21 protein-coding genes are annotated in these 23771 nt (G+C 68.8%); 12 read left to right on the forward strand and 9 right to left on the reverse strand.

Annotated elements, in window-relative coordinates; genetic code table 11:
• Nucleotides 1-2 precede the first annotated feature (2 nt).
• The 6 genes from murJ (at nucleotide 3) to trxA (ending at nucleotide 7218) form a co-directional block, all read left to right on the forward strand.
• Nucleotides 3-2171, forward strand: a complete 2169-nt coding sequence (murJ, locus tag ADK54_RS07320; RefSeq protein WP_053724711.1) for a murein biosynthesis integral membrane protein MurJ — start codon at nucleotides 3-5, stop codon at nucleotides 2169-2171.
• A gap of 128 nt (nucleotides 2172-2299) precedes the next feature.
• Entirely contained in the window at nucleotides 2300-4048 is a 1749-nt protein-coding gene (locus ADK54_RS07325) for a protein kinase family protein (protein WP_053724712.1), read from the forward strand.
• A gap of 26 nt (nucleotides 4049-4074) precedes the next feature.
• Entirely contained in the window at nucleotides 4075-4779 is a 705-nt protein-coding gene (sigM, locus tag ADK54_RS07330) for an RNA polymerase sigma factor SigM (protein WP_053724713.1), read from the forward strand.
• The gene (locus ADK54_RS07335; RefSeq protein WP_053724714.1) at nucleotides 4776-5732 is read left to right on the forward strand and encodes an anti-sigma factor family protein; all 957 of its coding nucleotides are present in this window, start codon (nucleotides 4776-4778) and stop codon (nucleotides 5730-5732) included. The genes sigM and ADK54_RS07335 overlap by 4 nt, the downstream gene beginning before the upstream one ends.
• 139 nt (nucleotides 5733-5871) lie before the next feature.
• A complete protein-coding gene (gene trxB, locus ADK54_RS07340; protein ID WP_053724715.1) occupies nucleotides 5872-6831 on the forward strand; it encodes a thioredoxin-disulfide reductase in 960 nt (319 codons plus the stop codon).
• A gap of 51 nt (nucleotides 6832-6882) precedes the next feature.
• A complete protein-coding gene (trxA, locus tag ADK54_RS07345; protein ID WP_053724716.1) occupies nucleotides 6883-7218 on the forward strand; it encodes a thioredoxin in 336 nt (111 codons plus the stop codon).
• A gap of 79 nt (nucleotides 7219-7297) precedes the next feature.
• Here the strand turns inward: trxA and ADK54_RS07350 are convergent, their stop codons facing one another.
• From ADK54_RS07350 to rpmH, 9 genes are all read right to left on the reverse strand, one after another.
• Complete coding sequence (locus tag ADK54_RS07350; protein ID WP_053724717.1) at nucleotides 7298-7915, reverse strand: GNAT family N-acetyltransferase; 618 nt, start codon at nucleotides 7913-7915, stop codon at nucleotides 7298-7300.
• Nucleotides 7916-8221: 306 nt separating this feature from the next.
• Nucleotides 8222-9319, reverse strand: coding sequence for a ParB/RepB/Spo0J family partition protein (locus ADK54_RS07355; RefSeq protein WP_078966180.1), 1098 nt, complete (start codon nucleotides 9317-9319; stop codon nucleotides 8222-8224).
• Nucleotides 9316-10392 (reverse strand): ParA family protein, encoded by a 1077-nt coding sequence (locus tag ADK54_RS07360; protein WP_078966181.1) that lies wholly within the window; start codon nucleotides 10390-10392, stop codon nucleotides 9316-9318. The genes ADK54_RS07355 and ADK54_RS07360 overlap by 4 nt, the downstream gene beginning before the upstream one ends.
• Before the next feature lie 292 nt (nucleotides 10393-10684).
• Nucleotides 10685-11410, reverse strand: coding sequence for a 16S rRNA (guanine(527)-N(7))-methyltransferase RsmG (gene rsmG / locus ADK54_RS07365; protein WP_053724719.1), 726 nt, complete (start codon nucleotides 11408-11410; stop codon nucleotides 10685-10687).
• 110 nt (nucleotides 11411-11520) lie between these two features.
• Nucleotides 11521-12033: a protein jag gene (locus ADK54_RS07370; RefSeq protein ID WP_053724720.1), complete on the reverse strand. Its 513-nt coding sequence runs from the start codon at nucleotides 12031-12033 to the stop codon at nucleotides 11521-11523.
• A 14-nt stretch (nucleotides 12034-12047) separates the two neighbouring features.
• Nucleotides 12048-13346 (reverse strand): membrane protein insertase YidC, encoded by a 1299-nt coding sequence (yidC, locus tag ADK54_RS07375; protein WP_053724721.1) that lies wholly within the window; start codon nucleotides 13344-13346, stop codon nucleotides 12048-12050.
• Nucleotides 13347-13349: 3 nt separating this feature from the next.
• A complete protein-coding gene (gene yidD / locus ADK54_RS43020) occupies nucleotides 13350-13685 on the reverse strand; it encodes a membrane protein insertion efficiency factor YidD (RefSeq protein ID WP_078966182.1) in 336 nt (111 codons plus the stop codon).
• The gene (rnpA, locus tag ADK54_RS43025) at nucleotides 13682-14053 is read right to left on the reverse strand and encodes a ribonuclease P protein component (RefSeq protein WP_078966183.1); all 372 of its coding nucleotides are present in this window, start codon (nucleotides 14051-14053) and stop codon (nucleotides 13682-13684) included. The genes yidD and rnpA overlap by 4 nt, the downstream gene beginning before the upstream one ends.
• A gap of 20 nt (nucleotides 14054-14073) precedes the next feature.
• Entirely contained in the window at nucleotides 14074-14211 is a 138-nt protein-coding gene (gene rpmH / locus ADK54_RS07380) for a 50S ribosomal protein L34 (protein ID WP_006381191.1), read from the reverse strand.
• Between the two features lie 381 nt (nucleotides 14212-14592).
• Between rpmH and dnaA the strand changes: the two genes are divergently transcribed.
• The 6 genes from dnaA to gyrB all read left to right on the forward strand — a co-directional run bounded on the left by dnaA (nucleotide 14593) and on the right by gyrB (nucleotide 23733).
• Entirely contained in the window at nucleotides 14593-16404 is a 1812-nt protein-coding gene (gene dnaA / locus ADK54_RS07385) for a chromosomal replication initiator protein DnaA (protein WP_078966184.1), read from the forward strand.
• A gap of 936 nt (nucleotides 16405-17340) precedes the next feature.
• Entirely contained in the window at nucleotides 17341-18471 is a 1131-nt protein-coding gene (dnaN, locus tag ADK54_RS07390) for a DNA polymerase III subunit beta (RefSeq protein ID WP_053724723.1), read from the forward strand.
• A gap of 132 nt (nucleotides 18472-18603) precedes the next feature.
• On the forward strand, nucleotides 18604-19479 hold the full coding sequence (gene gnd / locus ADK54_RS07395; RefSeq protein ID WP_053724724.1) for a phosphogluconate dehydrogenase (NAD(+)-dependent, decarboxylating): 876 nt from the start codon (nucleotides 18604-18606) through the stop codon (nucleotides 19477-19479).
• Between the two features lie 42 nt (nucleotides 19480-19521).
• Nucleotides 19522-20643, forward strand: coding sequence for a DNA replication/repair protein RecF (gene recF, locus ADK54_RS07400; RefSeq protein WP_053724725.1), 1122 nt, complete (start codon nucleotides 19522-19524; stop codon nucleotides 20641-20643).
• Nucleotides 20640-21182, forward strand: coding sequence for a DUF721 domain-containing protein (locus ADK54_RS07405; protein ID WP_053724726.1), 543 nt, complete (start codon nucleotides 20640-20642; stop codon nucleotides 21180-21182). The genes recF and ADK54_RS07405 overlap by 4 nt, the downstream gene beginning before the upstream one ends.
• Nucleotides 21183-21669: 487 nt before the next feature.
• Nucleotides 21670-23733, forward strand: coding sequence for a DNA topoisomerase (ATP-hydrolyzing) subunit B (gyrB, locus tag ADK54_RS07410; RefSeq protein ID WP_053724727.1), 2064 nt, complete (start codon nucleotides 21670-21672; stop codon nucleotides 23731-23733).
• Nucleotides 23734-23771: the final 38 nt, after the last annotated feature.

A 23771-nucleotide genomic window follows, 5' to 3' on the forward strand; every position in this document is an offset into this window, starting at 1 on the left:
CCATGAACGCGCCGTACGACGGTGACCGTGGGCAGGGCGCTGGCAGCGGTGCCGCGCCCTCCGGGGGCATGCCTCCGGCACCCGCCCAGCCGGGCCAGGTCCCGCCGCCGCAGTCCGCGCCTGACCCGTACGTCCAGGACGCCTACGCCTACGACCCCTACCGGTCGCAGGACCTCTCCGCCCAGGACCCGGTGACCGAGGCGCTCTACGACCGCGCCGCGCACCCGCCGCCGCCCCCGGGCACCTACGCCGAGCAGCCGCCGCTCTACCAGCAGCCCGCCGCCCAGCAGTACGCGCCCGACCCGCGGATCTGGGCGCAGACCCCGCCGCCCGAGCCCGAGGGCCCCTCGCGCCACCTGCCCTACGGGGACGACGCGAGGACCACGCAGTTCGTGGGCGTCGACGACCTGGTCACCCAGGCGGGTGAGGAACTTCCCGAGCAGGACGCGTTCGCCCACCTCTACCGGGACCAGCAGCAGGCGGGCCAGCCCCCGGCGCCCGCGGCAGCGGAACCGGCCCCCGCTCCGCCCCGGAAGCCAGCTGGCCGCGCCTCCAGCCTGATGAAGTCCAGCGCCGTGATGGCGGCGGGCACGCTGGTGTCCCGCCTCACCGGCTTCGTACGCAGCCTGGTGATCACCGCGGCGCTGGGTGCCGCGCTGCTCGGTGACACGTTCACCATCGCGCTCACCCTGCCGACGATGATCTACATCCTCACCGTCGGCGGCGGCCTGAACTCGGTGTTCGTGCCCCAGCTGGTGCGCTCCATGAAGGACGACGAGGACGGCGGCGAGGCCTACGCCAACCGTCTCCTCACCCTCGTCATGGTCGCGCTCGGCGCCATCGTCGCGCTCGCCGTCATCGGGGCGCCGCTGCTGATCCAGCTGATGTCGCCGACCATCGGCAACGACGCGGCCGCGAACAGCGTCGCCGTCACGTTCGCCCGCTACTGCCTGCCCACGATCTTCTTCATGGGTGTGCACGTGGTGATGGGCCAGATCCTCAACGCCCGCGGCAAGTTCGGCGCGATGATGTGGACCCCGGTCCTCAACAACGTCGTGATGATCTGCACGTTCGGCCTGTTCATCTGGGTCTACGGCACCTCCGCCGAGTCCCACATGGGCGTCCAGACCATCCCGCACGACGGTGTCCGGCTGCTCGGCATCGGCACCCTGCTCGGCCTGGTCGTGCAGGCCCTGGCGATGCTTCCGTACCTCCGCGAGACCGGCTTCCGCTTCCGGCCGCGCTTCGACTGGAAGGGCCACGGGCTCGGCAAGACGGTCAAGCTCGCCAAGTGGACCGTGATGTTCGTACTGGCCAACCAGGCCGGAGTCATCGTCGTCACCCGCTTCGCCACGGCCGCGGGCAAGGAATCGGGGCGTTCCGGCGCCGGCTTCCTCGCCTACTCCAACGCCCAGCTGATCTGGGGCATGCCGCAGGCCATCATCACCGTCTCGGTCATGGCAGCCCTGCTGCCGCGCATCTCGCGTGCCGCGCACGACAACGACCCCGGCGCGGTCCGCGACGACATCTCGCAGGGCCTGCGGAACTCGGCGGTCGCGATCGTGCCGGTCGCCTTCGCCTTCCTCGCGCTCGGCGTCCCCATGTGCACCCTGCTGTACGCGTCCAGCGGCGTCCAGGCCGCCCAGTCCATGGGCTTCATCCTGATGGCCTTCGCACTCGGCCTGATCCCGTACTCCGTGCAGTACGTCGTCCTGCGCGGCTTCTACGCGTACGAGGACACCCGCACGCCCTTCTACAACACGGTCATCGTGGCCGCCGTCAACGCGGCCGCCTCGGCCGTCTGCTACGTAGTGCTGCCCGCCCGATGGGCGGTCGTGGGCATGGCCGCCGCATACGGCCTGGCCTACGCCGTGGGCGTCGGGGTGGCCTGGCGACGGCTGCGCAACCGGCTGGGCGGCGATCTGGACGGCGCGCACGTACTGCGTACGTACGCCCGCCTCTGCCTCGCCGCGGTGCCGGCCGCGGTGGTCGGTGGCGCGGTCGGCTTCGGCCTGCTGAAGTTCCTGGGCGAGGGCGCGGGAGGATCGGTCGTGGCGCTGGTCGCCGGCGGTGCCGTGCTGCTCGGAGTCTTCTTCGTCGCGGCCAAGCGGATGCGCATCGAAGAGCTCAACGCCATGGTCGGAATGGTGCGCGGGCGGCTCGGCCGCTGAGGCCGGAGCCCGCGCACAACCATCGTCGGCCACCGCGTGTCGTGCATAGTGCCGGACTGTGGGCACAATTGGCATGACTTTGCATGGCTGGCCTACAGCACGCAACGGATGGGGAGGCAGGAGCGACGGTGGCGGAACGTAGCACGGCTGCCGTCGACGTGGCCGACAACAGCGGCGACAACCCGCTGACCGCCAAGGCGGACAAGGCGACGACCGACGGGGTGACGGAGTCCATCGACACGGCAGACACGGCAGACACGGCTGAGCAGAGCACGAACGGCACCGGCGGCGAGCGCAAGGCCAGTGAGCCGTCCATCGCGACGCCGGAACTGCACAGCGGTCACAAGCTGGCCAGACGCTACCGTCTCGAGGAGTGCGTCACCCGTCTGGACGGTTTCAGCAGCTGGCGTGCGGTCGACGAGAAGCTCCGCCGGGCCGTCGGCGTCCATCTGCTGCCCGCCGACCACCCGCGGGCGCGCTCCGTACTGGCCGCAGCCCGCTCGTCAGCGCTGCTCGGCGACCCCCGCTTCGTGCAGGTCCTGGACGCCGTCGAGGAGAACGACCTCGTCTACGTCGTCCACGAGTGGCTGCCCGACGCCACCGAGCTCACCGCCCTGCTGGCACTCGGCCCGCTGGAAGCGCACGACGCCTACCAGATGGTCACGCAGGTCTCCCAGGCCATGGCGGCCGCCCACCGCGAGGGCCTCGCCCACCTCAGGCTCACCCCGAGCGCGGTCCTGCGGACCTCCACGGGTCAGTACCGCATCCGCGGCCTGGCCGTCGCCGCGGCGCTGCGCGGCATCAGCTCCGATACCCCGCAGCGAAGCGACACCGAGGCCATCGGCGCCCTCCTGTACGCCGTCCTCACCCAGCGGTGGCCGTACGAGAGCGATGCCTACGGTCTGCACGGGCTGCCCAAGGGGGTCGGCCTGATCGCCCCCGACCAGGTACGGGCGGGCGTCCACCGGGGCCTCTCGGAGCTCGCCATGCGGGCCCTGGTCAACGACGGGGCCACCGCGTCCCGCCAGGAGCCGCCCTGCACCACCCCGGACGAGCTGGTCAAGGCCGTCGGGGAGATGCCGCGCATCCGCCCTCCGGAGCCCGCGTTCACCGCCCCGCCCGAGTACCAGCGCACCACCTACCAGCAGGGGACGTATGGCCGCCCGGCCGCCGGCCCCGGCCCCTCCGTCACCCAGCCCGTGACGCCTCCGCCCCCGGCCCTCCAGGGACGCACCGGCAAGGCGCTCAAGTGGGCAGTCTCGGCGCTCCTCATCGCCGCGCTGGGCCTCGGCAGCTGGCAGCTCGCCGACGCCTTGCTCAACCGCGACAAGGGCGGCTCCACCGAGACGGGGAACACCCAGACGACGGACCACGGGAACGGGGACGGAGACAAGCCGAAGGCTCCCGTGCCGATCAAGATCCAGGATGCTCAGGAGTACGCGCCGGACGGGTCGCCGCAGAACGCGGCCGACGTCAAGAACACGTACGACGGCAGCACGGCGAGCTACTGGCGCACCAAGAAATTCAACGACGGCCCCGACTTGGTGCCGTCGGTGAAGACCGGCGTCGGGATCGTCTACGACCTCGGCTCGGCCAAGGACATCTCGACCGCGTCGATACTGTTGCGCTACGGCGGCGATCACACCACCATCACGCTGTACGCGACGGACTCGCTTTCCCCGTCGTCACCGGTCAAGTCGATGCAACAGATCGCCACCATCAAGACCAGTGACACCAAGGCCAATCTGAAGGCGAACACCCCGGTCAAGTCGCGGTACGTACTGCTCTGGATGACGGCCATGCCGTACTCGGCCCAGGACAACTACAGCGGCGAGGGCTTCAAGCAGGCCATCACCGACGTGAAGTTCGCCGGCTGACCGAAACGGCAGGGGGAGGCTCACCGTTGGACGAAGCCACACTGGGCGACATAAGCGACCAGGATCTCCTGGCGCGCCATGTCGAGGGAGACCCCGACGCCTTCGGTGAGATCGTGCGGCGTCACCGCGACCGGCTCTGGGCAGTGGCGCTGCGCACGCTCGGCGACCGCGAGGAGGCCGCTGACGCCGTCCAGGACGCCCTCGTCTCCGCCTACCGGGCTGCTCACACCTTCCGCGGCCAGTCGGCCGTCACCACGTGGCTGCACCGCATCACCGTGAACGCCTGTCTCGACCGGGCCCGCAAGGCGGCCTCCCGCAAGACGTCGCCGGTCGACGACACCGAACGCCTTGAGCAACTCCTTGAGCCACACGAGTCGGCCGAGGCACCCGCCGAACGGCAGGATCTGCACCGGCAGCTCATCGAGGCCCTGGGCACCCTCCCGCCGGACCAGCGCGCTGCACTCGTGTTGGTCGACATGCAGGGCTATGCAGTGGCGGAGGCAGCCGAAGTGCTCGATGTCCCCACCGGCACGGTGAAGAGCCGCTGCGCCCGTGGGCGGGCACGGCTGTTGCCGCTGCTCACTCATCTGCGCGCTGACGCGGGGGGTAGCGGTGAGTCCAGTGGGGGAAGGAACCGGACGCCGGGGACATCCGTCCCACCGGCGTCGGGCACGAACGATGCAGGACCGAGCGATTCGGCTGCCGTGAAGGGCGGAGGTGGGCGCGCGTGACATCCACGACCGGAACGACACAACACCCGGACGTCTCGGAGATCTCCGAACTCACCGAGGGCCTTCTGCCGCCGTCCCGCACGGCGGACGTCCGTCGGCATCTGGAGGACTGCGCTCTCTGCGCCGATGTACGGGCGTCCCTCGAAGAAATCCGTGATCTGCTCGGCACGCTGCCCGGGCCGCAGCGCATGCCCGCGGACGTAGCCGGACGCATCGATGCAGCGCTCGCCGCGGAAGCACTGCTGAACGCCACGGCTCCCGACGACCCCACGCGTGAAACCACGCATGTTTCACGTGAAACAGCCGCTGCGGAGACCGAATCGGCCTCAGATCCCGTCCCGCTCGCCGCTGGAGCCCCCGTGCCGTCGGCCGACCGGCCTGCCGGGCACAGCCGCGCCGCCACCGGTCCCGGTCGCGCCGCCAAGGCACGACGCCGCCGTGCGGCCGTGCTCAGCACGGTCCTCGGGGCCGCTGCCATCGGAGCGGGGATCTTCTTCGTGCAGAACAGCCAGTCGCCCATGCCGTCCTCTCGCGCCGACCACATCACGTCCGGCACGCCCGTGCCCGGCGGCACCGTCTACTCCTCGGGCATGCTTGAAGGGCGGGTTCAGTCACTTCTTGCGGCCCAGCACAGCCAGACCGCCCAGAGCGCTCCCTCGGCGAAGATCGCTCCGTCAACAAAGAACGCGCCCAGCGACGAGAACCCTTCGGACAGCGTGCGCTCCGCCGTCAGCGTCCCCGCCTGTGTCCAGGCAGCGACCGGGCAGACCTCTCGGGCGCCCCTGGCAGCCGAGCAGGGCACGTACGAGGGGGCCAAGGTGTATCTCGTGGTCCTGCCCGACCAGGCGAATCCTGCCAACGTGGAGGCCTACATCGTTGACGCTGCCTGCGAGAGCGCCGGGCCCTCGGCCCAGGGGAAACTTCTGCTGACCCACTCCTACCCGCGCCGCTGAGGCCTGGCGAGGACCGAGTCGCCGCGTCGCCCGTCCGGCTCGGGAATGCATCCCCCGTAGGATCCGTTGGGTGGGGTGAGAGTCCTGGACCGGGGCCCCGACAGGCAGTAGGCAGTCCGCAGAGACGAGGAAGAAACCCGTGAGCGACGTCCGTAACGTGATCATCATTGGCTCGGGCCCGGCCGGATACACAGCCGCGCTGTACACCGCACGTGCGTCGCTGAAGCCGCTGGTGTTCGAGGGCGCCGTCACCGCCGGCGGTGCGCTGATGAACACCACCGAGGTGGAGAACTTCCCGGGCTTCCAGGACGGCATCATGGGCCCGGAGCTCATGGACAACATGCGCGGCCAGGCCGAGCGCTTCGGCGCCGAGCTGGTCCCGGACGATGTCATCGCCGTCGACCTGACCGGGGACATCAAGACCGTCACGGACACCGCGGGCACGGTCCACCGCGCCAAGGCCGTCATCGTCACCACCGGCTCGCAGCACCGCAAGCTGGGCCTGGCCAACGAGGACAAGCTGTCCGGCCGCGGTGTCTCGTGGTGCGCCACGTGCGACGGCTTCTTCTTCAAGGACCAGGACATCGCCGTGGTCGGCGGCGGGGACACCGCAATGGAGGAGGCGACCTTCCTCTCGCGCTTCGCCAAGTCGGTCACGATCATCCACCGCCGCGACAGCCTGCGCGCCTCCAAGGCTATGCAGGAGCGCGCCTTCGCCGACGAGAAGATCAAGTTTGCGTGGGACAGCGAGGTCGCCGAGATCCACGGCGACCAGAAGCTCTCTGGCCTGACGCTGCGCAACACCAAGACCGGCGCCACCTCCGAGCTGCCGGTGACGGGCCTCTTCATCGCCGTGGGCCACGACCCGCGCACCGAGCTCTTCAAGGGCCAGCTCAACCTGGACGACGAGGGCTACCTGAAGGTCGACGCCCCGTCGACCCGCACCAACCTGACGGGTGTCTTCGGCGCCGGCGATGTCGTCGACCACACCTACCGGCAGGCCATCACGGCCGCCGGCACCGGCTGCTCCGCCGCCCTCGACGCCGAGCGCTTCCTCGCCGCCCTGGCCGACAGCGAGAAGGCCGCAGCCGGCGTCTGATCCGCCCGTTCCAGCTTCCCCCCTCCCCCCAACACCCCCTAGGAGACTGCCGTGGCCGGCACCCTGAAGCACGTGACCGACGCCGACTTCGACGAGGTCGTCCTCAAGAGCGACAAGCCCGTCCTCGTGGACTTCTGGGCCGAGTGGTGCGGCCCGTGCCGCCAGATCGCCCCGTCGCTGGAGGCCATCGCCGCCGAGCACGGCGACCAGATCGAGATCGTCAAGCTCAACATCGACGAGAACCCGACGACCGCCGCCAAGTACGGCGTGATGTCGATCCCGACGCTGAACGTCTACCAGGGCGGCGAGGTCGCCAAGACGATCGTCGGCGCCAAGCCGAAGGCCGCGCTGCTGCGTGACCTCGACGTCTTCATCGCCGAGAAGTAAGTCTCGACGCGCTCGTTGTTTCACGTGAAACGGGCCCGCTCCCTGATGGGGGCGGGCCCGTTTCACGTGGATGCGCCTTCTACAGCGGCCTGAGGGCCGGCTCTTTCTGGACCGCGCCGAGCAGCCGGTCCAGGGCCAGCTCGACGTCCTCCTTCCAGGACAGCGTCGTTCGCAGTTCAAGCCGCATCCGCGGATATCTCGGGTGGGGCCGTACGGTCTTGAAACCGACCGCCAGCAGATGATCGGCGGGCAGCACACACGCGGGCTCTCGCCAACGGGCGTCCCCAAATGCCTCGATGGCCTTGAAACCCCGGCGCAGCAGGTCCTTGGCGACCGTCTGCACCAGCACTCTCCCCAGCCCCTGCCCCTGATAGCCCGGCATGATCCACCCCGTCATCAGCTGTACGGCGTCGGGGGACACCGGGCTGGTGGGAAAGGCGGTGGAACGAGGCACGTAGGCCGGGGGCGCGTAGAGCACATAACCGACCGGGATGTCGTCGACATAGACGACCCGGCCGCAGGAGCCCCATTCCAGGAGCACTCCCGAGATCCAGGCCTCTTTCTCGAGTTCGGGCCTGCCCGCCTTTACCGCGGCTTCTCCGCTGACCGGATCGAGTTCCCAGAAGACGCAGCCGCGGCAGCGCTTGGGGAGGTCCGGAAGGTTGTCCAGCGTGAGCGGTACGAGCCGACGCCCCATGGAGGCTGTTCCTCACTTCCCTCGCCTGCCGCACCCTGCGCGGCCGACAGCGCGCTCCACTCCCGGAGCAGGCTGCCGACGAACCCGCCGACCGCCCCGAGACCGAGCCCTGCCGTCACCAGTTGAGTGCGGCTCACCGTTCGCATGGCCCCCGCCCTCCCTAGAGGATGGATCAAGGTGGATGTGCCATACCAGAACGCATCGTATCCACCACCTCACAGCGGGGATAGCGTCCTCATGCAAAGGGCGGGCCGTGTTCCGGTAAGAACCGGAACACGGCCCGCCCTCAAGCGGCGTTGAACGGACTCAGGTGTCGTCGTCCTCCGAGGCGTCCTCGGCGAGGCTCTTCTCCAGAACCCGTCCCTCACCCGGTGCGAGGGTGCCGAGAATCCTCTCCAGATCGTCCATCGAGGCGAACTCGACGACGATCTTTCCCTTCTTCTGGCCGAGATCGACCTTCACCCTCGTCTCGAACCGGTCCGAGAGCCGGGTCGCCAGGTCGGAGAGCGCGGGCGACAGACGAGTCCCCGCCCTCGGTCCCTTGGCCTTGGGAGCGGCCTGGGGCTCCGAGGACATCAGGCTGACGATCTCCTCGACCGCTCGCACCGAGAGCCCCTCCGCCACGATGCGGTGGGCCAGCCGGTCCTGCTCCCCGGTGTCCTCCACCGAAAGCAGCGCCCTGGCGTGGCCCGCCGAGATGACACCGGCGGCAACCCTGCGCTGCACGGGGGCCGAAAGACGCAGCAGACGCAGCGTGTTGGAGACCTGCGGCCGCGAGCGGCCGATGCGGTCGGCCAGCTGGTCGTGGGTGCACTTGAAGTCCCTGAGCAGCTGGTCGTAGGCGGCTGCCTCTTCCAGCGGGTTCAGCTGAGCCCGGTGAAGGTTCTCCAGGAGGGCGTCGAGCAGAAGCTTCTCGTCGTCCGTCTCCCGGACGATCGCGGGGATCCGCTCAAGGCCGGCCTCCCGGCAGGACCTCCAGCGCCGCTCGCCCATGATGAGCTCGTAGCGCTCGGGGCCGGTCTGCCGGACGACGACGGGCTGGAGAAGGCCCACTTCCTTGATGGAGGTGACCAGTTCGGACAGCGCGTCCTCGTCGAACACCTCACGCGGCTGACGTGGGTTCGGCGTGATCGAGTCGATCGGCAGCTCGGCGAAGAACGCACCGGCCGGGGTCACCGGCTCCGGCACGGCCTCCGGCTCGGGCGTCGGCGGCGTTTCACGTGGAACAGGAGCCGTTGGCAACGTCGTCACCTTCGCGGCCGCCACCCCCCGCTCCGCCGTCAGCACCGGCACCGACGACGGGGACGTGGAAGCCGTCCCCACCGAGGTCCCCGGCTTTTCCTGCGTGGCGGACGGGATCAGCGCACCGAGCCCACGCCCCAATCCTCTGCGTCGCTCACTCACTGGTTCCCCTCCGACATGCTGTGCTGGTTGTTCTGGCCGACCACATGCGCGTGCGTGGGGTCGTACTGCACGCCGACACCGCGCAGGGCGATCTCGCGGGCAGCTTCGAGATACGACAGCGAGCCGCTGGAGCCCGGGTCGTAGGTGAGCACCGTCTGCCCGTAGCTCGGCGCTTCGGAGATGCGGACCGAGCGCGGAATGCTGGTCCGCAGCACCTCCTTGCCGAAGTGGCTGCGCACCTCGTCGGCCACCTGCGAGGCGAGCCTGGTCCTGCCGTCGTACATGGTGAGCAGGATCGTCGAGACATGCAGCGCCGGGTTGAGGTGGCCGCGTACGAGATCGACGTTCCTCAGGAGCTGGCCCAGGCCCTCCAGTGCGTAGTACTCGCACTGGATCGGGATCAGGACCTCGGCCCCCGCGACCAGTGCGTTGACCGTCAGCAGGCCCAGCGAGGGCGGGCAGTCGATCAGGATGTAGTCCAGCGGCTGCTCGTACGCCTGGATGGCGCGCTGCAGTCGGCTCTCCCGGGCCACCAGGGACACGAGCTCGATCTCCGCACCGGCGAGATCGATCGTGGCCGGTGCGCAGAAGAGACCCTCGACGTCCGGGACAGGCTGCACCACTTCGGCGAGCGGCCTGCTCTCGACCAGGACGTCATAGATCGAAGGGACTTCGGCGTGGTGGTCGATACCCAGTGCCGTCGAGGCGTTGCCCTGCGGATCGAGGTCGACGACCAGGACCCGCGCGCCGTGCAGCGCGAGGGAAGCGGCGAGGTTGACCGTGGTGGTGGTCTTCCCTACGCCGCCCTTCTGGTTGGCAACGACCATGATTCGGGTCTGCTCCGGCCGGGGCAGACCCTCGCCAGCGCGGCCGAGAGCTTCCACCGCCAGCTGGGCAGCGCGACCGATGGGGGTGTCGTCCATCGGGGGCGGTGTTTCACGTGAAACATCCTCCCCCGCCGATTCGGTTCGGGGACCGGGGACCGGATCGGTCATCGGTCCCGCGATGTTGGCGTCGGACCGCAAGGATTCACTCTCCTCGACTTCAGGCTCGCAATGAACAGAGCCTCCCATGTCTTCGGGGTCGTGAACCAGCGAGGCCCGGTCTTCTGTGGATGAATCCACCTCTGTGGACAACTCCATGGCCCCCGCGGGGGACTCAGGGCCCCCCGCGAACGGTTTGCGGTCGCGCGGCGAGGAAGCCGCACGGCCGCGGCTGATGATTCCGTGCAGCAGTGAGCGACGTTTCACGTGAAACACGATGCATCCGCGCTACCTGGAGACCGTTACGACACTCCGAAATGCGTACGTATGCCGCCTTCTATGGAGCATTTGTCCACTGAACACCCCGGCCTGGGGCGAAAGCTCAGCGGCGGCGCCGGGTGCGGCTGGTCCTGGCGGCCTTGGCACGCTTCGCGGCGAACCGCACACCGCCGGGGCTCTCGCCGACCTCGACCCGTACGACCGTGGACAGCGGGTCCACAATGCCCTCGCCCACGTGAAGCACCGTGGTCTCCACCACACCGAGCTTGCTCAGCGCGGCACGCGCGCCCAGGATCTCCTCCTCGGCCGTGTCGCCCTTGAGCGCGAGCATCTCGCCGTACGGACGCAGCAGCGGAACACCCCAGCCGGCCAGCCGGTCGAGCGGTGCCACCGCGCGGGCCGTCACCACGTGTACCGGCGCGACCTTGCCCAGCATCTCCTCGGCACGGCCACGCACCACGGTGACGTGGTCGAGGCCCAGGAGCTCCACGGCTTCCTGGAGGAAGTTGGTGCGCCGCAACAGCGGCTCAAGCAGCGTGATCTTCAGGTCCGGGCGCACCAGCGCCAGCGGGATACCGGGCAGTCCCGCACCCGAGCCGACGTCGCACACCGTGACGCCCTCCGGGACGACCTCGGAGAGCACCGCGCAGTTGAGCAGATGCCGCTCCCACAGACGCGGCACCTCACGCGGCCCGATGAGACCTCGCTTGACCCCCGCATCCGCGAGCAGCTCCGCATACCGCACGGCCTCCGGGAAGAACTCACCGAAAACCGTCCGCGCCTCTTCGGGCGCCGGGGGAAGCTCCGCTGCTGCCTCTGCCTCCGTCACGGGGACCGTCCTTCCCTACCTATGCGTGACCGCACTCCGGCGGCTGACTATCAGGCTGACAAAGATCGGCCCCGCCTGCGAACAGACGGGGCCGACAAAGCAATGACCGCTCAGGCGGGCAGCACGACGACGAAGCGCTGCGGCTCCTCGCCCTCCGACTCGCTGCGCAGCCCCGCGGCCGCGACGGCGTCGTGCACGACCTTGCGCTCGAACGGCGTCATCGGGTCCAGCTTCACCGGCGCACCGGTGCTCTTCACCTCGTCCGCCGCCTTGGCACCCAGCTCGGCGAGCTCCGTGCGCTTCTTGGCCCGGTAGCCGCCGATGTCCAGCATCAGCCGGCTGCGGTCACCGGTCTCACGGTGCACCGCGAGGCGCGTGAGCTCCTGGAGCGCCTCCAGCACCTCGCCGTCCCGGCCGACCAGCTTCTGCAGGTCACGGCTGCTGCTGTCACTGATGATCGAGACCGCGGCCCGGTCCGCCTCGACGTCCATGTCGATGTCGCCGTCGAGGTCGGCGATGTCGAGCAGGCCCTCGAGGTAATCGGCGGCGATCTCCCCTTCCTGCTCCAGGCGGGAGAGGGTGTCGACGCCCTCAGCGGCCGGGGAGGTGGTGCCTTCCGTCACGGATGGACTCCTTCTTACTTCTTGGTCGGGTGCTTGGGCCGCTGCTGACCCTTGCGCTGACCCGACTTGGCTCGTGCCTGGCCGGCGGTGGGCTTGCCCTGCTTCGGCTTGGCATCCTGCTTGGGCTTCGCGTCCTGCGGTTCGGCCTTCTCCCCGGACGCCTCGTCCACGGAGTCACCGGCATCGGCGGAGTCCTTCGACAGCGAGGTCTTCGCGGCCGCGTCGTCCTGCTGAGCCGCGCCCGCCTGCCGCTGCGCCTTGGTCTGCCGCTTGGGCTGCTGGCGCTTGGGTGCCGCCGTGCCATCGGCCTCGGCGGCCGCCGTGTCGCTCTTCACCACGGAGCCGTCGGCCTGGGCGGCGAAGCCCTGCTTGGCGAGCCCGGTGACGAACTTGCGCTCGTTGTCGTTGCGGTCCGGGCCCTTGGCCACGATCGCCTGGACGACGGCACGCCGCCGCTTGCCGCGGACCTCACCGTGCAGGGAGACGCTCTTGACCAGGCGGTCCAGGTAGTGCGCCTGAGCCTTGGAACCCGGCGTCGGGTTCTGGTTGATGACGTACATCTGCTGGCCCATGGTCCACACGTTGGTGGTCAGCCAGTAGACGAGGACACCGACGGGGAAGTTGATGCCCATCACGGCGAACATGACGGGGAAGACGTACATCAGCATCTTCTGCTGCTGCATGAACGGCGTCTTGACCGTGAGGTCCACGTTCTTCGTCATCAGCTGGCGCTGGGTGAAGAACTGCGAGGCCGACATCAGCACGATCATGATCGCGGTGACGACCCGGACGTCGGTCAGCGTCGCGCCGAGGCCCTCGACCTTCGAGGCGCTGTCCATGAACTTCGCGGCCAGCGGAGCACCGACGATGTGGGCCTTCTGGGCGCTCTCGAGCAGCGGCTGATTGATGACGCCGATGGTCTTGCCGTTGGCGATGCCGGCGAGCACGTGGTAGAGCGCGAAGAAGAACGGCGACTGAGCGAGGATCGGAAGGCACGAGGAGAGCGGGTTGGTGCCCGTCTCCTTGTACAGCTTCATCATCTCTTCGGACTGACGCTGCTTGTCGCTCTTGTAGCGCTCCTGGATCGCCTTCATCTTCGGCTGGAGCGCCTGCATGTTCCGGGTCGACTTGATCTGCTTCACGAAGAGCGGGATCAGGCAGATACGGATCAGCACCACAAGGGACACGATCGACAGGCCCCAGGCCCAACCCGTGTCCGGCCCGAAGATCGCGCCGTACAACTTGTGGAACTGGACGATGACCCAGGAAACAGGCCAGGTGATGAAGCTGAACAGACTGGCAATCGTGTCCACTAATCAGGCTCCTTGAGCATTGGGCGGGGTCTCTGCGGCCGGGCTTGTCTCGGTCTCAGCGGCGGACTGCCCGCCCTTGTCGCCGCGCCAGGCAGCGCGCAGCGCCTCGTGCCATCGAGGTCGCTTGCGCTCCGGTACGTAGTCCACACCGCCCGGCGACCACGGATTGCACCGCAGAATGCGCCAGGCGGTCAGGGCTGTGCCTTTGACGGCACCGTGCCGGTCGATCGCCGTATATCCATAGTGGGAACACGACGGGTAGTACCTGCAGACGGGCCCCAGAAGTGGGCTGATCGTCCACTGGTACAGCTTGATCAGGGCCAGCAGCGGGTACTTCATCGCGCGCCCCCTCCCAGCAGCCGCGCGAGGGCGGCGTCCAGGTCTCGGGCCAGCTGTGCATGGTCTGCATCACCCGCACCGGGCAATGCCCGTACGACCACCAGGCTACCGGCGGGCAACTGGGGCAGCCGTTCGCGCATCAGATGGCGAAGCCTGCGCTTCACCAGATTGCGGACGACAGCCACGCCGACGGCCTTGCTGACAACGAAACCCGCACGCGTCGGGGGAGCGCTCTCCCCAGGCGCATGCGGGTCCGTTGTACCGCTGCGTAGATGGACGACGAGGAGCGGGCGGCCGGCCCGGCGTCCTCGGCGTACCGCGGTCGCGAAGTCCTCGCGCCGCCTCAGCCGATTCTCGGTAGGCAGCACGTCATGACCTGTTAGCTGATTTACGCGGACAGGCTGGCGCGACCCTTGCCACGACGGTTCGCGAGAATCGCGCGGCCGGCGCGGGTACGCATCCGCAGGCGGAAGCCGTGGGTCTTGGCGCGGCGACGGTTGTTCGGCTGGAAGGTGCGCTTGCTCACTCGGGGGCTCCAGAAATGATTCGTTGGCGGCGGGACATCGCCTGGCTGTCACCGTGCGCCCACGAGTAGCTCGCGTATACGCCCGTGTGCACCGCTTCACGATCACAGATCGTGATCTTTGCCCATCGGAGGCAGGCGGCAGCAGCCATCGACAACTCGACCTGGTTACGGTACGCGCGGCTACGCCATCCGGTCAAACCGGCGGCTGACCGGCCCTCGGTATGCACAGGCTGTGGACAACAACTTGAACCACGTCAGTGGGCCCGACTACCGTGGCTGAACTCCGAATCTTTTCCCCATCTGTCCTTGCCTGTCTGTCTGTGCCAACCCATCCCGTCCCGAGAACCACACATTCGTGGGACCTGCGAGAGAGCGTGCCCTGTGGCTGAAGTACCTGCCGATCTTGCCGCAGTGTGGCCACGAGTGCTGGAGCATCTCCTCGGGGAGGGGCAGCAGGGCATCGAGTCCAAGGACAAGCAGTGGATCGAGCGCTGCCAGCCGCTCGCGCTGGTGGCCGACACCGCGCTGCTCGCCGTACCCAACGAGTGGGGCAAGCGCGTCCTGGAGGGCCGGCTCGCCCCGCTGATCAGCGAGACCCTGAGCCGGGAATGCGGCCGCACCATCCGGATCGCGATCACCGTCGACGACTCGGTGGGCGAGCCCACGCCGCCCGCCCCGCAGCAGCCCTCCCAGCAACAGCAACAGCCGCGCTACCAGGACGACCCCTACGCCCGGCCCGCCGACGACGGACTGCCCACCGTGCGCCCCGCCTACCCCGGCGAGTACCAGCAGCGCCCCGAGCCCGGCTCCTGGCCGCGCGCCCAGGAAGACCTGTGGCAGCAGCCCCGGCTCGGCGGCTTCCAGGACCGGGACTCCCCGGGCGAGCAGTGGCGCGAGCCCTACGGCGGCGCCCGCCCGCAGCAGCCCCAGCACGACTACCGCTCACAGCAGCTGCCCGAGCGCGGTCAGTACGACCAGGACCGCGGCCAGTACGAGCAGGGCCGCCCCTCCTATGAGCAGCCCAAGGCACAGCAGTACGAGCAGCAGCGGTCCGAGCGGCGCGAGCTGCCGGACGCACAGCCCCCGCAGCGCGGCGGCTCCGGCCACCTCGCGCCGTCCCCGGCCGGCGGGGCGCCCGCGCAGGGCGGCCCGGGCGAGCCGCACGCGCGGCTGAACCCGAAGTACCTCTTCGACACCTTCGTCATCGGCTCGTCGAACCGGTTCGCGCACGCCGCGGCCGTCGCGGTCGCCGAGGCGCCGGCGAAGGCGTACAACCCCCTCTTCATCTATGGGGAGTCGGGCCTCGGCAAGACCCATCTGCTGCACGCGATCGGGCACTACGCCCGCAGCCTCTACCCCGGCACCCGGGTGCGCTACGTGAGCTCCGAGGAGTTCACCAACGAGTTCATCAACTCGATCCGCGACGGCAAGGGCGACACCTTCCGCAAGCGTTACCGCGATGTCGACATCCTGCTGGTCGACGACATCCAGTTCCTGGCGAGCAAGGAGTCGACGCAGGAGGAGTTCTTCCACACCTTCAACACGCTCCACAACGCCAACAAGCAGATCGTGCTGTCCTCGGACCGGCCGCCCAAGCAGTTGATGACCCTGGAGGACCGGCTGCGGAACCGTTTCGAGTGGGGCCTCACCACCGATGTGCAGCCGCCCGAGCTGGAGACGCGTATCGCGATCCTCCGTAAGAAGGCGGTGCAGGAGCAGCTCAACGCCCCGCCGGAGGTCCTTGAGTTCATCGCGTCCCGGATCTCGCGGAACATCCGCGAACTGGAGGGCGCGCTGATCCGGGTGACGGCGTTCGCCTCGCTGAACCGGCAGCCGGTGGACCTCGGGCTCACCGAGATCGTGCTCAAGGACCTGATCCCCGGCGGCGAGGACTCGGCGCCCGAGATCACCGCGAGCGCCATCATGGCGGCGACCGCCGACTACTTCGGTCTGACGGTGGAGGACCTCTGCGGATCCTCGCGCAGCCGGGTCCTGGTGACGGCCCGCCAGATCGCCATGTACCTGTGCCGCGAGCTCACCGACCTCTCCCTGCCCAAGATCGGGGCCCAGTTCGGCGGCCGCGACCATACGACGGTGATGCACGCCGACCGCAAGATCCGCGCGCTGATGGCCGAGCGCCGCTCCATCTACAACCAGGTCACCGAGCTCACCAACCGCATCAAGAACGGCTGACGCAGCCGGCACGGACACTCCGAGGGGCGCCCAGGGATCCATTCTCCGGGCGCCCTTCGGCGTTCCCGGCCCCCGATCCGAGCCCCGTCCGGACGCCGAGAAGCCGCCGAGAAGCCGCCGAGAGCCCTCCGAGAGGCCCCTCGATACGTGCGTACGACGCCGAAGGAAGCGTGTGTACGAGTCCGGCGGAGCCCCCGGCGTTCGAATACCGGCTGGTCAGAGGCGGTTCTCCACAGATCTGGGGACTTTCCTCCGTCCACACCCTGGGGACTGTGAAGTTGTCCAGATTGCTTCCACAGGCACGGCGGCTGATACTCCATCACCCCAGGTCAACAGCCTGTGGATTTGTGGGCAGGCTCGTTCCACAGCTTGTGGACGAATCCTCTGTCCACAGCCTGTGGGTTCAGTTGTCCACCGGCGGCCCACAGGTCTTGATCTGTTGTCCCCAGCTTCTCCACACCCCTGTCCACTGTTCGGCAACGAAACACCCGGGATCACCGGACCGAGTGAAAGCCGTCACACGATGGGGACGGGTTGGCCTGTGGGGAACCTGGGTAAAGCTGGGGACAGCGTTGGGGAGAAGTACCCCTGTCCTGTGCATTGGATGTGCAGAACTTTCGGGCGTCCACAGAAACCCTGAGTTGTCCACCGGCTCCACCCACAGGGGCGGTGGACAAAAAAGCGGCCTTGACCTGCGCAAACGGGGTTATCCACGGTTTCCACAGGCCCTACTACTACTCCCACTCAGAGTTAGCTAGGAATCCGTTTCGAAGTGGGGCCTGTGCACAACTGGCCGCCGGAGCTTCTGGCGCCGCTCGACGCGACTTGACCCCGACTCGCACCGACTGTCAGCGGCGTACGTCAGACTGGTCCCCGGCGATACAGCCGACGACGAAAGCCAGCAGGGCGAGCCAGCAACAGCAGGAGGCGGTTCCGGTGAAGATCCGGGTGGAGCGCGATGTACTCGCGGAGGCGGTGGCCTGGGTGGCCCGCAGCCTCCCGGCCCGTCCGCCCGCGCCCGTACTCGCGGGCCTTCTTCTGAAGGCGGAGGACGGCGCGCTCAGCTTCTCCAGCTTCGACTACGAGGTCTCGGCGCGGGTCTCGGTCGACGCCGAGGTCGACGAGGACGGCACGGTGCTCGTCTCCGGCCGCCTCCTCGCTGACATCTGCCGCGCCCTGCCCAACCGGCCGGTGGAGATTTCCACAGACGGTGTACGGGCGACCGTGGTCTGCGGCTCCTCGCGATTCACACTCCACACCCTTCCTGTGGAGGAGTACCCGGCGCTGCCGCAGATGCCGACCGCCACGGGCACCGTTCCCGGTGAGGTCTTCGCCTCCGCCGCCGCCCAGGTCGCCATCGCGGCCGGCCGCGACGACACGCTGCCCGTCCTGACCGGTGTGCGCATCGAGATCGAGGGCGACACCGTCACCCTGGCCTCGACGGACCGCTACCGCTTCGCGGTCCGCGAGTTCCTGTGGAAGCCGGAGAACCCGGAGGCCTCCGCGGTCGCCCTGGTGCCCGCCAAGACGCTCCTGGACACCGCCAAGGCGCTCACGAGCGGCGACACGGTCACCCTGGCGCTGTCGGGCTCCGGTGCCGGTGAGGGCCTGATCGGTTTCGAGGGGGCCGGCCGTCGCACGACCACACGTCTTCTTGAGGGCGACCTGCCGAAGTACCGGACGCTTTTCCCCACCGAGTTCAACTCGGTCGCGGTGATCGAGACCGCTCCGTTCGTCGAGGCCGTCAAGCGCGTGTCCCTGGTGGCCGAGCGCAACACCCCGGTGCGGCTCAGCTTCGAGCAGGGCGTCCTCATCCTGGAGGCCGGTTCCAGCGACGACGCACAGGCTGTGGAAAGGGTCGACGCCAATCTGGAGGGCGACGACATCTCGATCGCCTTCAACCCGACCTTCCTGCTCGACGGCCTGAGCGCCATCGACTCGCCGGTCGCCCAGCTCGCGTTCACCACCTCGACCAAGCCGGCGCTGCTCAGCGGCAAGCCCGCCCTGGACGCCGAGGCGGACGACGCGTACAAGTACCTGATCATGCCGGTGCGTCTTTCCGGCTGAGTGGCTTGAAGACGTACGCCCCGGGCTCCCCGGGGCGTACGTCTGAGCGGCTGACCCCGCAGGTGTGTACCAAGGCCCCGGCGTAGGCTCGGACGCGGGTACGAAAACGCCACAACGTCAAAGGATCATGTGATGGAGCTCGGTCTCGTCGGCCTCGGCAAGATGGGCGGCAACATGCGCGAGCGCATCCGCCGCGCAGGCCACACCGTCATCGGTTACGACCGCAACCCGGACGTCGCCGATGTCCACAGCCTCAAGGAGCTTGTGGACAGTCTCAAGGGCCCGCGGGTCGTGTGGGTGATGGTCCCGGCGGGCGCCGCGACGCAGTCCACCGTGGATGAGCTCGCCGAGCTCCTGTCGCCCGGCGACATCGTCGTGGACGGCGGCAACTCCCGCTGGACGGACGACGAGAAGCACGCCGTCGAGCTGGGCATCAAGGGCATCGGCTTCGTCGACTGCGGCGTATCCGGCGGCGTCTGGGGCCTTGAGAACGGCTACGCACTGATGTACGGCGGCGACGCCGAGAACATCGCGAAGGTCCAGCCGATCTTCGACGCGCTGAAGCCCGAGGGCGACTTCGGCGCGGTGCACGCGGGCAAGGTCGGCGCCGGCCACTTCTCGAAGATGGTCCACAACGGCATCGAGTACGCCATGATGCAGGCCTACGCCGAGGGCTGGGAGCTCCTGGAGAAGGTCAACTCGGTCACCGATGTGCGCGAGGTCTTCCGCAGCTGGCAGGAGGGCACGGTCATCCGTTCCTGGCTGCTCGACCTGGCGGTCAACGCGCTCGACGACGACGAGCACCTCGACAAGCTCAAGGGCTTCGCGCAGGACTCCGGCGAGGGCCGGTGGACCGTGGAGGCCGCCATCGACAACGCCGTGCCGCTGCCCGCGATCACCGCTTCGCTGTTCGCGCGCTTCGCGTCCCGGCAGGACGACTCCCCGCAGATGAAGATGATCGCCGCGCTGCGCAACCAGTTCGGCGGCCATGCGGTCGAGTCCAAGTAGCTGTAAAGAGCAGTAGGTAAGCCGGGGGAGGTCGGCGACACCATGCACGTCACGCATCTCTCGCTGGCCGACTTCCGCTCGTACGCCCGGGTCGAGGTTCCGCTCGACCCGGGCGTCACCGCTTTCGTGGGGGCGAACGGGCAGGGCAAGACCAACCTCGTCGAGGCCGTGGGCTATCTCGCCTCGCTCGGCAGCCACCGCGTCTCCTCGGACGCGCCGCTGGTGCGCATGGGCGCCGAGCGCGCCGTGATCCGCGCGGCCGTCACCCAGGGCGAGCGCTCCCAGCTGATCGAGCTCGAACTGAACCCGGGCCGCGCCAACCGGGCCCGCATCAACAGGTCCTCGCAGGTCAGACCCCGCGATGTGCTGGGGATCGTACGGACCGTGCTGTTCGCGCCGGAGGATCTGGCGCTGGTCAAGGGCGACCCGGGCGAGCGGCGCCGCTTCCTCGACGAGCTGATCACCGCGCGCTCGCCGCGGATGGCGGCCGTACGGTCCGACTACGACCGGGTGCTCAAGCAGCGCAACACCCTCCTGAAGTCCGCCGCGATGGCCCGCAGGCACGGCGGCCGTGGCATGGACCTGTCCACCCTCGACGTGTGGGACCAGCACCTGGCCCAGGCCGGCGCCGAGCTCCTCGCCCAGCGCCTCGATCTGATCGCCGCGCTCCAGCCCCTCGCGGACAAGGCGTACGAGCAACTCGCCCCGGGCGGCGGCCCGTTGACGCTGGAGTACAAGCCGTCGGCGCCCGGCCCAGGACACACCCGCGAGGAGCTGTACGGCCAGCTCATCGCGGCCTTCGCGGACGTCCGCAAGCAGGAGATCGAGCGCGGTGTGACGCTGGCCGGGCCGCACCGCGACGACCTGGTGCTGCGCCTCGGCGAGCTGCCGGCGAAGGGGTACGCGAGCCACGGCGAGTCCTGGTCGTACGCGCTGGCGCTGCGGCTCGCCTCGTACGACCTGCTGCGGGCCGAGGGCAACGAGCCGGTGCTCGTGCTTGACGACGTGTTCGCGGAGCTGGACGCCAAGCGCCGCGAGCGGCTCGCGGAACTGGTGGCTCCGGGCGAGCAGGTCCTGGTGACGGCCGCGGTGGACGACGACGTTCCGGGGATCCTCGCGGGCGTCCGGTACGAGGTCGCGGCGGGCGAGGTGAGGCGGGTATGAGCGAGGAATCCGGACCGGCCGAGCAGCCGAAGGTGCCCGAGGCCTCCGGCATCGACCTGGCGCGGGTCGCGCTGCGCGCGGCCAAGGAGCAGGCCAAGGCGCGGGGCGAGGCCGCGCAGCAGAGGAAACAGGCCCGACGGGGCGGCGGGCTGCGCTCCGGCGCCCGCGCGGACGGGCGCGACCCGATGCCGCTCGGCTCCGCGATCAACCGGCTGATCAGGGAGAGCGGCTGGGAGACGCCGACGGCGGTGGCCGGGGTCCTCGGCCGCTGGCCGGAGATCGTCGGCGAGGAGCTCGCCAACCACACGACGCCCGGCCCGCACGACGCAGAGGAGGGCATCCTCGTCGTGCGGTGCGACTCGACGTCCTGGGCGACTCAGCTGCGGCTGCTCGCGCCCCAGCTGGTGGCACGCATCAACACGGACCTGGGCCACGGCACGGTCCGGCTGATCAAGGTGTACGGCCCGAGCGGTCCGCCACAGCGCTACGGCAGGCTGCGGGCGCCCGGGAGCACCGGGCCCGGCGACACCTACGGGTGAGCCGCCCCGGCGTGCCCCTTCGGGCGCGCCGGCTTCTGCGCGCCCGCCTCTTTGCGGAGGGCGTCGTGCCCGCCTCGGTAGGAGGCGGCCGTCCGCGCTTTCCGAGCGTCTCCCCCGCCCCTCCCCGGCACCCCTTGTGACGTGCGGAAACGGGGCGCTAGAGGGCTCTGGAACCCGGTGGGGAACATGAGGCGTCCCTCACGGTAGTCGGAGGTTGACAGGCCGAAGCGCTGAAAGCCCGTGTGAGGCTCTTGGGGCCCCTCCCCGAATATGGGGAGTCGGTCGGCGCCCGCTCAGGGCGGCACATGCGGACTCAGGTACCGGCAAACCCCCATTCATGTCGGCGCTACCGGTAGACTGGTCAATAATCCCGCCGTCCTCGCGGGACCCACCGAAAGACGCGATCGGACGCTTGCCGCCACGGCAACGTCCGACGCTGACCATCGCTGAACGACGCAGCCGCTCCTGCCTGTACAGGGGAAGGCTTGTGCTGTGCCAGAAAGGGCGCTTCGTGGCCGATTCCGGCAACCCCAACGAGAACTCCCCGTCCACTGCCGTCGGCGGGAACGGCGAGGTCACCGCCTCGTACGACGCCAGCGCGATTACCGTCCTCGAAGGTCTGGACGCGGTCCGCAAGCGACCCGGCATGTACATCGGCTCGACCGGTGAGCGGGGTCTGCACCACCTGGTGCAGGAGGTCGTCGACAACTCCGTCGACGAGGCCCTCGCCGGTCACGCGGACACGATCGACGTCACGATCCTGCCGGACGGCGGCGTGCGCGTGGTCGACAACGGGCGAGGCATCCCCGTGGGCATCATCCCCTCCGAGGGGAAGCCCGCCGTCGAGGTCGTACTCACTGTCCTGCACGCGGGCGGCAAGTTCGGCGGCGGCGGTTACGCCGTCTCCGGTGGTCTGCACGGCGTCGGTGTGTCCGTCGTGAACGCGCTGTCCACCAAGGTCGCGGTCGAGGTCAGGACCGAGGGCTATCGCTGGACCCAGGACTACAAGCTCGGAGTCCCGACGGCGCCCCTGGCGCGCAACGAGGCCACCGAGGAGACCGGCACGTCGGTCACCTTCTGGGCCGACGGCGACATCTTCGAGACCACCGAGTACTCCTTCGAGACGCTCGCCCGGCGCTTCCAGGAGATGGCCTTCCTCAACAAGGGCCTGACGATCAAGCTGACCGACGAGCGCGAGTCGGCGAAGGCGGTCTCGGGCGCGGACTCCGCGGAGGAGGCCGAGGAGCAGCAGCCCCTCTCGGTGACGTACTTCTACGAGGGCGGCATCGTCGACTTCGTGACGTACCTCAACTCGCGCAAGGGCGAGCTGATCCACCCGACCGTGATCGACATCGAGGCCGAGGACAAGGAGCGACTCCTCTCGGCCGAGATCGCGATGCAGTGGAACTCCCAGTACAGCGAGGGCGTTTACTCCTTTGCGAACACCATCCACACGCATGAGGGGGGTACGCATGAGGAGGGATTCCGCGCCGCGCTCACGGGCCTGGTCAACCGGTACGCCCGTGACAAGAAGCTGCTGCGCGAGAAGGACGACAACCTCTCGGGCGAGGATATCCGCGAGGGTCTGACGGCGATCATCTCCGTCAAGCTGGGCGAGCCGCAGTTCGAGGGCCAGACCAAGACCAAGCTGGGCAACACCGAGGCGAAGACGTTCGTCCAGAAGGTGGTGCACGAGCACCTCACCGACTGGTTCGACCGCAACCCCAACGAGGCCGCGGACATCATCCGCAAGTCCATCCAGGCGCAGACGGCCCGCGTCGCCGCCCGCAAGGCGCGTGACCTGACCCGCCGCAAGGGGCTCCTCGAATCGGCGTCGCTGCCCGGCAAGCTCTCGGACTGCCAGTCCAACGACCCCACCAAGTGCGAGATCTTCATCGTCGAGGGTGACTCCGCCGGTGGTTCGGCGAAGTCCGGCCGCAACCCGATGTACCAGGCGATCCTGCCCATCCGAGGCAAGATCCTGAACGTCGAGAAGGCGCGGATCGACAAGATCCTGCAGAACACCGAGGTCCAGGCGCTGATCTCGGCGTTCGGTACCGGGGTCCACGAGGACTTCGACATCGAGAAGCTCCGCTATCACAAGATCATCCTGATGGCGGACGCCGACGTCGACGGCCAGCACATCAACACCCTGCTGCTGACCTTCCTGTTCCGCTTCATGCGGCCGCTGGTCGAGGCCGGGCACGTGTATCTGTCGCGTCCGCCGCTCTACAAGATCAAGTGGGGCCGGGACGACTTCGAGTACGCGTACTCGGACCGTGAGCGCGACGCGCTCGTGGAGCTCGGCAAGCAGAACGGGAAGCGGATCCGCGAGGACTCGATCCAGCGCTTCAAGGGTCTGGGTGAGATGAACGCCGAGGAGCTGCGCGTCACCACCATGGACGTAGAGCACCGGGTGCTCGGCCAGGTCACCCTGGACGACGCGGCCCAGGCCGACGACCTGTTCTCGGTGCTGATGGGCGAGGACGTCGAGGCACGCCGCTCGTTCATCCAGCGCAACGCCAAGGACGTCCGCTTCCTCGACATCTGAGGTCGGTCCTCGCTGACCGCTTCGAAAGGACTTGAGAA

Source organism: Streptomyces sp. WM6378, assembly GCF_001279695.1.
Classification (GTDB): domain Bacteria; phylum Actinomycetota; class Actinomycetes; order Streptomycetales; family Streptomycetaceae; genus Streptomyces.

Excerpts from the sequence above, each read along its gene's own strand:
- murJ (WP_053724711.1), top strand. The coding sequence starts at position 3 with ATGAACGCGCCGTACGACGGTGACCGTGGGCAGGGCGCTGGCAGCGGT.
- ADK54_RS07350 (WP_053724717.1), bottom strand. The coding sequence starts at position 7,915 with ATGGGGCGTCGGCTCGTACCGCTCACGCTGGACAACCTTCCGGACCTC.
- ADK54_RS07360 (WP_078966181.1), bottom strand. The coding sequence starts at position 10,392 with ATGGGAGGCTCTGTTCATTGCGAGCCTGAAGTCGAGGAGAGTGAATCC.
- yidD (WP_078966182.1), bottom strand. The coding sequence starts at position 13,685 with ATGAAGTACCCGCTGCTGGCCCTGATCAAGCTGTACCAGTGGACGATC.
- gnd (WP_053724724.1), top strand. The coding sequence starts at position 18,604 with ATGGAGCTCGGTCTCGTCGGCCTCGGCAAGATGGGCGGCAACATGCGC.
- recF (WP_053724725.1), top strand. The coding sequence starts at position 19,522 with ATGCACGTCACGCATCTCTCGCTGGCCGACTTCCGCTCGTACGCCCGG.
- ADK54_RS07405 (WP_053724726.1), top strand. The coding sequence starts at position 20,640 with ATGAGCGAGGAATCCGGACCGGCCGAGCAGCCGAAGGTGCCCGAGGCC.